The sequence below is a fragment of the Chitinophaga sp. genome, assembly GCF_036566945.1.
Taxonomy (GTDB): domain Bacteria; phylum Bacteroidota; class Bacteroidia; order Chitinophagales; family Chitinophagaceae; genus Chitinophaga.
The window spans coordinates 1-1,942 of record NZ_DATCVJ010000118.1 but is presented as its reverse complement, the minus strand read 5'-3'; the positions used below and the strand labels follow the sequence as shown (position 1 = coordinate 1,942).

Genomic DNA, 1,942 nt, shown 5'->3' with positions numbered 1-1,942 from the left:
GGATGATGCGCTTATTAGCTTTGCATAACTGTATGAAATTGAATAGCAACGGGAGTTGTGCCGCATTCATAATTCCATCACTGGCCGGGGTGAAATTGTTGCTGTCTTCTGTTAATGAAATGCCGATGTCGCTTTGTTTTAAAGCGCCTGCGTCATTTAATCCATCACCGATCATCATTACCTTTTTTCCCTGTTGTTGCAGGGAGATGACATAAGCGAGTTTATCGGCCGGTTGTTGGTCAAAAAGCAAGGTGGCATTACCGCCCATGAGTTTGCGTAGTTGCGTGGCCGTGTGATTGTTGTCGCCGGAAAGTACGGACAAAGAATAGTGTGTTTGCAGCTGCTGCATCAGTTGCCGTAATCCACTACGGTAGGTGTTTCGGATGGTAAATAATCCAGCCAGTTTTTCATTGATAGATACATATACCACACTCCCTTCCTGCTCATTTTTTTTATGTGCGCCGGTGAAGTCTGCATTGCCCAGCCGGATAAAAAATCCATTCACCCAGCCACATACCCCTTTGCCTGTAAAGTGTTGAAAATCATGTACGGGGAGTGTCGTTGGCAGTCCGCAATATTTCACAATGGCTTTACTGAGTGGATGAGTAGATTGTGCGGCCAGTGCGGCAATCATTACTTCCTGTTCAGGTGTTAGCCGGGTACCATAATATATAACAGAGTTGCTGGTTTTGCCGGTGAGCGTACCTGTTTTATCGAAGATAATATGCGTGGCGCCGGCCATGTTTTCAATGGCGGGTGCATTGCGCAGGTAAAGTTGCTTTCGGCTGAGGATACGTAATATATGCCCGTTGGTAAACGATGATGCCAACAACAATGCACAAGGGCATGCAATGATCAGGATGGCAGTAACGGCAGGCCATATACGCTCCGGCGCATGAATAGCCCAATAAATCGCTGTGATGGCGGCAATGAGCAATACTGCCCAGGTGAAATACCGGCTCAGCAAATGCACAAAAGACACCGGTTGAGCTGCTTTGTTTTTTAGTTCATCCCTGTTCCATAGGCTGGTCAAATAGCTTTGTGCTACTTCTTTAATCGTCAGAATTTCCAGGTTGCCATCCAGTTGCCGCCCACCGGCATAAATAATTTCTCCGATAGATTTACTCACGGGGGCCGACTCTCCGGTGACGAAGCTGTAATCTATCAGCGCTGTTCCCCTTACAATAATGCCATCTGCTGGTACCAGTTCATTGTTATGAATGCGAATGGTATCACCGGCTTTAAGTTCCGGCAGCGTGGTGGGAATTTCTTTTTCTTCTTTAATAACACTAACGGCTATAGGAAAATAAGCGGTGTAGTCCCTGTCAAAGGAAAGCCCCTGGTAGGTTTTATCCTGTAGCACTCTGCCGATCAGCATAAAGAAAACGATGCCCGTCATAGAGTCGAAATAGCCGGCATGGCCCTGTACTACTTCCACAAGGCTACGCGTAAACGTAACAAAAATCGCCAGTACAATAGGCACGTCTATATTCAGAAATCCATGTTTTAACCCACTCCAGGCGGATTTATAAAAAGCCTGGGCACTATAAAAAAGTACCGGCAATGCCAGCACGAGGTTCATGTAGCGGAACAAGCGGTTAAAACTTTCTTCCAATCCGCCTGCGCCGGCAAAGTAATCAGGGAAACTCAGCAACATAATATTGCCGAAGCAGCATCCGGCTATGCCTAGTTGATATACCAGCTTACGATTGGTGACTGGCTTTTTATGTTGCAGATCCTGTAAACTGATATACGGCTCATATCCAATAGCAGTAAGGATTTCCGCTACGCGCCTTAGCGATGTTTGTGGATAGGAAAAGATGATCAGCACTTCCTTCTTACTAAAGTTAACGGTTACACGCTGTACACCATCTTCCAGCTTGTGTAAATTTTCCAGCAGCCATAAACAGGAGCTGCAATGAATCTGTGGAATATAGAAATT

At 45.9% G+C, this 1,942-nt stretch carries 1 protein-coding gene; it reads right to left on the bottom strand.

From position 1 onward, the window contains the following. Positions 1-1,942 (bottom strand): HAD-IC family P-type ATPase (locus VIP81_RS03405; RefSeq protein ID WP_331957071.1); only part of this gene is annotated, 1,942 nt, incomplete at both ends.